General features: G+C 40.9%; 6 protein-coding genes. 1 reads left to right on the top strand and 5 read right to left on the bottom strand.

Annotated features, from left to right (window positions below; all coding sequences use genetic code 11):
* Window positions 1–181, bottom strand: a 181-nt coding sequence (locus tag EI164_RS13510) for a MobA/MobL family protein (protein WP_192520368.1), incomplete at its 3' end; no start/stop codon positions are given.
* A gap of 1,200 nt (window positions 182–1,381) precedes the next feature.
* On the opposite strand from EI164_RS13510, the gene EI164_RS13505 reads away from it, so the two are divergent.
* Complete coding sequence (locus tag EI164_RS13505; RefSeq protein WP_192520456.1) at window positions 1,382–2,776, top strand: serpin family protein; 1,395 nt, start codon at window positions 1,382–1,384, stop codon at window positions 2,774–2,776.
* Window positions 2,777–2,844: 68 nt separating this feature from the next.
* Here the strand turns inward: EI164_RS13505 and EI164_RS13500 are convergent, their stop codons facing one another.
* From EI164_RS13500 to EI164_RS13485, 4 genes are all read right to left on the bottom strand, one after another.
* Entirely contained in the window at window positions 2,845–3,303 is a 459-nt protein-coding gene (locus tag EI164_RS13500) for a tetratricopeptide repeat protein (protein ID WP_192520455.1), read from the bottom strand.
* A gap of 218 nt (window positions 3,304–3,521) precedes the next feature.
* Window positions 3,522–4,463 (bottom strand): replication initiation protein RepM, encoded by a 942-nt coding sequence (gene repM, locus EI164_RS13495; protein ID WP_225739300.1) that lies wholly within the window; start codon window positions 4,461–4,463, stop codon window positions 3,522–3,524.
* Window positions 4,464–4,741: 278 nt separating this feature from the next.
* A complete protein-coding gene (locus EI164_RS13490; RefSeq protein ID WP_192520454.1) occupies window positions 4,742–5,542 on the bottom strand; it encodes a hypothetical protein in 801 nt (266 codons plus the stop codon).
* Between the two features lie 4 nt (window positions 5,543–5,546).
* On the bottom strand, window positions 5,547–7,122 hold a 1,576-nt coding region (locus tag EI164_RS13485; RefSeq protein WP_192520453.1), incomplete at its 5' end, for a MobA/MobL family protein.

Below are 7,122 nucleotides of genomic sequence, written 5' to 3'. Positions count from 1 at the left end.
CAGCCAATGCTGTCGGCAAAATAATATCCGCACTCATCACGCCATGCTTTTTTGAATAATCGTGGGTCTTGCCGTATCGCTTATCTTCAAGCTCAACACCTGCGCGATAGCTGGCACTGGCAACGGCACTTTGTCCCTTACCTCGTGATATTGATTTAGTCGATGCGATAAAAATAGCCATTTCTATAAGCTCAGATTTTTGGTTTTTAGCACTACGTCTTTTCGTAGTGCTGGGGGTGTGGGGGTTTGCCCCTGCCGATGTTTTGATTTTATAAATGTGTGACCGGTAGGGATAAACATTTGTAAAGTCGAAAACTCGCACTTAGTCAGTGGGACGCAACCATCCATCAATTAACTATATCATAGTGGATTGTTAGAGTCTGGCGAAGTTGCTATAGTCAGAGAAGTAAAAAATTTAATAATCAAAGATATGACATAAAATTACTAGGTGGTAATGATTTAAAGGAACAGCAGAAGATTAATGAGCTTGAGCTTAAAATAAATAGGGAGAAGCAGAAGTTAGATAAGAAGCTAACACGACAAAAAATATTACTTGGTGCTTTTTTGGTAGATGCTTTAGAGAATAATTCAGTAGATGGTTTGAAAGAATATACGGCTGACAATCTATTGAATTTCCTGACCAGACAGACGGATAAGGATTTAATGGCAGATTTGGTAAAGGAACTTAAAGCAATTAAGAGTTAAGTAGCCAAAAAAAAGGATGGTCATGTTTAAGTTTCTAGAGCATAAGAAGAATGATACATGGGTTGATAACATATTAGTAATAGTGATACGCCTTGCAATTACAGGGTTTATAGTAATGCTAGGCTTTTTCTTGGCGTTTATTGCTACGATGGGTCCACCTATTGCACCTCATATTTGGAATGGGGGTCTAGATGGCGGTATTAGAATAGGCACTATTGTTATCGGCTTGGGTTCATGTGCTGCTATATTGCTCTGGTTTTTCTGGACTCTATGTTGTGATATCTATCGCTTTATAATTTGTACCAAATAAACTCGGAGACTATTCTAGGTTTTACGTAAGTGGGGGTATAAGCTAGATAATTGTTACAGAGGATATGAGAATAACCAAGCAGGTGCTTTAACTAGTTCGGTACCCTAGTGAGGACTTGAATCTAAGGCTATAGGCTAATAGTATCAACGTTTTAACTGGTTGAAACAGTCACAGTGTACTTCATGGTGTACTTATCATACATATTCTAATCATGATCGGTGCGCTATACAGGCATCGAACTATCTGCTGTTTAAGCCCCTAATTAGCCTTGAAAATATAGCACGCTTACCAAACTACACTAAACGATTGTATAGAGATGATACTAGAATGGCATCATCTTAACTCTACATTATTAGTGAAGCAGATATGAAGAATAACCAGTATTGTTATCTTAAAAGAGCACATCATAACCGTATCATAAGTGCATTGGCTATCAGTAGTCTATTATTCGTGGTCAGTGGCTGTGACAGCACTATGAAAGAGTCTAAACCTACTGACAGCGTAGCCAATACCACATCAAATTCAGATAAATCATACTTACCAGATAAAGCTAAAAGCAACGCTGACGCTCAAGCAGATAGTCCGGTTGATTTTATTGCTGCTGATGATGACGCTTCTACTTCAGACGGCATCGAAAAAGTCATTACTGCCAACAATCAATTTGCCGTTGCTATGTATCAGCAGATAAATGGTCAACCTGACCAAGCAGATAAAAACGTATTTTTCTCGCCTTATAGCCTGTCTACGGCGATGGCCATGCTGTATGCCGCAGCGGAAGGGGAAACCAAAGAGCAAATTCAGAAAACTTTTTACTATCCCTCAATGGATGTTCTTAATCCTAATAGCGCCGCGCTCTATAATCAATTTAACAAACCCAATCCTGATTATAAACTTGCTACGGTCAACGATTTATGGATGGAACAAGGGTTAACACCTACTAAATCCTACGTAGATACGGTACAACGTTATTACGGGGGTCAAGTGACTAACCTTGATTTTGAAGATAATCCTGATCCTTCACGCCTCATTATTAATAAAAAAATCGCTCAGCATACCAACCAGCTGATCCCTGAATTACTGCCAAAAGGCAGTATTAAAAAAATTACGGTCGCCGTATTAACCAACGCCGTTTACTTTAAGGGCGATTGGAAAACGCCATTCAATATTCAAAGCACCAGTGAGCAGCCTTTTTATAACCATGTGGGTACAAGTCCTAATATAAAAATGATGCATACACAGGCGGATTTTGGTTATAGCGAGGACAAACAGGTGCAGGTCGTGCAATTGCCTTATAAGGGTGATGACTTATCTATGCTGGTGATATTACCAAAATCTAAAGACAAGACAGCCATGCAGCAGCTGGTGCGTGATTTAAGCGCTGATAAGATTAAAGAGTGGAATAAAGACTTAATTACGCAAGAAGTGAACCTTCACTTACCAAAGTTCAAGCTTAAAGAACGCTACGACATGAAAGATATGCTGTCAGATATGGGCATGCCCATTGCTTTTAATCAAGACAAGGCTACTTTCAAACTGTTTGATCAGCCTTTATCTACATGGATAGATGAGATCTATCATCAGGCGGTGGTCATCGTCGATGAAAAAGGCACCGAAGCAGCGGCAGCGACTGGCATTGTAGTATCTACTGAATCTGCCTCTGCTCCACCACCTGTTTTTAAAGCCGATCACCCGTTTCTTTTTATGATTAAAGACAATAAAACTGACGCAATACTATTTTTAGGTCAAGTGAATAAGCCTTAGTGGGAAACCACCTTAACTAGGGTATATCCTATTAAAAACTGGCTTATATGCCATAAGAGTAGTTTTTTTTAATGGCTAAGTTTGTCTTTGTTTGAGATATATATCGTGCCAAGCTGATAATGAGCTTCTTCATTTCCTTGTTCATAGGCTTTCCAGTACCATTCACTCGCTTTAGCATGATTTACCTCTACTCCTTTGCCATAACGATACATTGAACCCAGTTTACTTTGTGAACTTGCGAGTCCTTGATTAGCAGATTTTTCATACCATTCAAACGCTTTGCTATAATCCTGATTTACGTCTTCACCCATGTCATACATCAAGCCAAGTCTATACTGTGCTTCAGCATTGCCTTGTTCGGCTAATCTGTTTAGTTTTATAAGCTCACTATCTTCTTCAGGTAATGTTTGAACTTGAGAATTTTGTTGATTCGTTGTGTTATGGATTTTGTAGCAACCTATAAGCAGTATGGGTGATAAGAAAATAACGCAAAAAGTGGTGGTTAACTTGGTTCTAGGAAAAATCATAGGTGCGGCTCAGTGATTAAAAATTGTCTATTAAGTATCTTATCAATAAAATACTTGGGGCTGTCCTAGATAAGTAAAATTATTTAGGACAGCCGTATGAGAAAAAGTAAATTAATTGGTATACCCCAAGGGAACCAGCTATTTTGCCCTTCAAACCTATTAACAGACCACTTATAACAGACTGTATTTGCGGAACTACTCATAACAGACCATTAGCCTTAATACTCTAAGTAATCTTTAATTGGACGCTTCTTGAACTGAGAAGGGTCTTTTTTTAGACGGTTAGTCATTTCAAACTCCCATTCAGTAGCATTTTGTCCAGCTGGGCTAGTAGAGCTGACCAAATGATTATAATCAGCGATAAAGCTAGGGTTCCGAGCGATACGCCCTAGTTGCTTGTCATTTAGCCCTTCAATAGTAGATCTGTCGCTGTTATCACTTTCAATATTAGCAGTAGTTTTTTCTTCGTTTTTCTTCATTTTAAACTTGAATGTAAAGCCAGTGACAGCCCTACCAGATTTATGCTGCTCATATGTGGCTGTCACATCGGTGAAGTCGTTTATCTGACTAATCGCAAGGTCTAACACTCGAGCTTTGAAGTTACACATTTTCTTATACTGTTCAGGCTCAACGCCTAGTTTTGTACGGAATTCAGCAAGTGGTATTTTGTTTGTTTTGCCAACTGATTTCCATTGCATCATTAACTCATAAAGCCTGATTGCATATTCGCTTTGCAACTCGCTAACCTGCTTTAAATCATATTCAGTATATTGCTCGCTAAGTCTTGTTATTAGTGGAATAACGGCATCAGTGAACTGTAATTCAATCATACCAGCCGTTTCTATGTAGCTTACTGCTTGCGCCCACCTAACGACACGATGCGCTGGCTTCCCTGTCTTTTCGTGAATATAATCATACCCAAAATAAGACTCAAACAAGCCATTAGCAGCACTTTTCAAAGCTTTGTATGCTGAATGTTTTTCCACTTTAAATTGTTCTTGATAACTGCTTGCATGAATTTGTAGCACACCTCTAGCATCAATCATTCGTTCTTGCGCTCGAGCTTCAACAATAGCCAAAAAGATAACTCGCTGCTCAGGTATGCCAAGTGAATAACTCGCATTTATTAATTTATTATCTTTGGTAATTAGCTTACTCATCATTTCTGCTCATTAAGGGACGCCATAAACATTATAAACATATTAAACTACGACTTTCAATCAATGTAGTCGAATAGTCGCTAAACGTAGTCGAATGGGTCGCTAAACGTAGTCGAATGGGTCGCTAAACGTAGTCGAATGGGTCGCTAAACGTAGTCGAATGAAGTCTAAGAGCTATGAATGGCAAGCCCTGTAGCGGACGTAAAAGCTTTTAAAAGCATTAAAAGCATTAAAAACCTTTTTTCTTTTTTATTAACTAAAAAGATAAAGGCTTTGATCTATCTAAATTTACAGTACTGTTCATTATCCGAACCTAAAAAACAGGATTGCTTTTTAACTTTTGCATAGTAACCATCTTTACCTTTAATCACATTATGAGCCACTTTAGCTGCTGCTAAACGGTTGTACTCAGCTTGACGATCAGCTATTTCAGCTTTACTAGGTACAATAAGCCAAACAGAAAATAACGTCAGGGCAAATATACAAGCACAGATACCACCTATTAGAGCAGCAGCCTTCCAGCTCAGTGATTTAGCAAACTCCTCTGATAACTCCTTTGTATACTTTTCTGCCCCTTTCTTTGCTTGAGTTCTAACACTGTTTAAAACAATGTTTGCGTCATTAGCTAAGCTCTTGTTTTGTTCTTCAAAGTTCTCAGAAAAAAGCTTTAAGCTGCTAAAGTTAGTATCAAACGTTCCTTTCATCTCAGTTGATAATTTAGACAGCTGGGTTATCTGTGTCTTCGCTATACCTATTGTACTTTCTAGCTGAATATTTGCTTGCTCAACGTGACCACCAACGCCTTGGGTTAGCCGGTTAGAGTAGTAATTGAGAAGATCAGCAACCTCTAAGCGAACCTCTTTAGCTGTACCGGCAACAATCGCTGATTTTATTTTATTTTCTCGTTCCTGATAGTCCTTGAGCTGTGCAGTTAGTTCGTTAACAAGCTTGGCGGTAGCTGTGTCTCTTGCTGCCATCGCTTGATACTGTTCTTCTCTTTGAGTGAGCAATTCGGTGTTATGCTCGGTAAGCGTTGCAATAGCGGTAAGCAAGTCTTCAAGGTTGGGTATCTCTGACATTTTTTTATCTTCCTAATCCATAGCTGCGGCTGCGGTTAATCTCGTTACTGTAGTCTGAAATGGCTTTTTGTGCGCTCTCTAGGGCTTTTTCCTGCGATTTATCGATGCTTTGCCCGTGATTGTCTGCAAATTCAGTTAAAACGTCTTGTAGAGCTGCTGTGTGCGTTTTACGATCACTGGTATAGTGTAGATTTTTAATCTCACTCAAAGCTTGCGTTGATTTGTCGTTCACTAAGTCCGTTAACGCAGTACGCTCATTTAGCGCAAGCTCGCGCTGTCTCTGTGTGGTATCTGGGTTATCCATATACTGATTGAGGCTGTGTGTGATCTCATTAGCGACTGAAATCGATAAAATGGGTTTGCCTACCTTGCTGTCTGGATCAATCCCTTTCTGCGTATGCTGTTCTAACTTTGCCATTACAGCGGCATACAGCGCTTTTTTATCTACCATGAACTGCTGACTTTCGCGCTCCAGCTGCTCGGCTATCGCTTGCTGCTGCCTTGCTCTGTCGGCTCGTGCCTGTTCAATGCGCTCACGCTCGGCTTGTTCACGTTTTTGTTGTTCAGCAAGCTCATGCTGCCTTTGCTGCTCCAGCGCCAACTCTTTTTGTTTCTGTTCGTCGGCTTTTCGAGTGGCAACCCCTTTCGCCATTGCCATGGCTTTTGCTACAGCATCGAGCGTGGGTGCTTTAGGCTTTGGCGCAGATGTTGGTTCAGGCTTTTTGATGGGTTCATCTGCTACGGTTGTCCTGCTTGGTGGCGATGTGGTGTGTTCAATATCTTTGATTTTATGACCGTTTAAGATGATGGCATCAGCAGCATCATTCACGATCTGATTTTTGGTAAGCTCTACGCCCCATACCAGCTCGTTACGCTCGTTAATTATTTCGTTGATGGTGCCGAGCTGTGTTGCTGGCGTTTTATCAATCTCGTAATGCTTGCCTTCTGCTTCGGCTTGTTCAGCTTTTCTTAGCTCTCGCTCGTATTTGTCACGTTCCAGCTTGGTAGCGACTGATCCCATTTTGAGTTGTGGCTCAATATCAATCCCTTGCGCGGCATAGCTGCGACTATCAATCAGTTTATGGTCATGCTCGGCCAGTTTTTCGTTGGCGATCTGCTCCCATATTTGGCGAACGTCTTTGATCTCATGGCTCACTCGTGCCATGCCAAGCGAACGCCGCTTATTATCTGACAGCTCAATACTGGCTTTGTCGGTTAGTATGATCTCGTGATTACCGTCAAGTTCTGCGGTGCGCGTGGTGAATAGGATATGAGCGTGGAAGTTTCGAGGGTCTGCGCCCCGATCGATCTCTTTTTGAGTTGGCTCATGAATGGCGCAATCGGCAATGGTGCCGTAACGGTCTGCTAAGGTTTGGGCGAACTGATGCGCTAACTCTTTCCGGTCTTGCTCACTTAATTCATAAGGTAGATTGACCAGCCATTCGCGAGCCACTCGCGCATCGACTCGCTTCTCGGCAGCTTCCGCTTTGTTCCATAACTCACTGCGTGAAATTTCAGCATTGGCAGCAGCCAATGCTGTCGGCAAAATAATATCCGCACTCATCACGCCATGCTTTTTT

The organism is Psychrobacter sp. FME13 (assembly GCF_014861395.1).
GTDB lineage: Bacteria > Pseudomonadota > Gammaproteobacteria > Pseudomonadales > Moraxellaceae > Psychrobacter.
Note: the sequence above shows the minus strand (reverse complement) of the source record. Positions and strands in the feature narration are given on the sequence as shown.

Excerpts from the sequence above, each read along its gene's own strand:
- EI164_RS13505 (WP_192520456.1), top strand. The coding sequence starts at position 1,382 with ATGAAGAATAACCAGTATTGTTATCTTAAAAGAGCACATCATAACCGT.
- EI164_RS13500 (WP_192520455.1), bottom strand. The coding sequence starts at position 3,303 with ATGATTTTTCCTAGAACCAAGTTAACCACCACTTTTTGCGTTATTTTC.
- repM (WP_225739300.1), bottom strand. The coding sequence starts at position 4,463 with ATGAGTAAGCTAATTACCAAAGATAATAAATTAATAAATGCGAGTTAT.
- EI164_RS13490 (WP_192520454.1), bottom strand. The coding sequence starts at position 5,542 with ATGTCAGAGATACCCAACCTTGAAGACTTGCTTACCGCTATTGCAACG.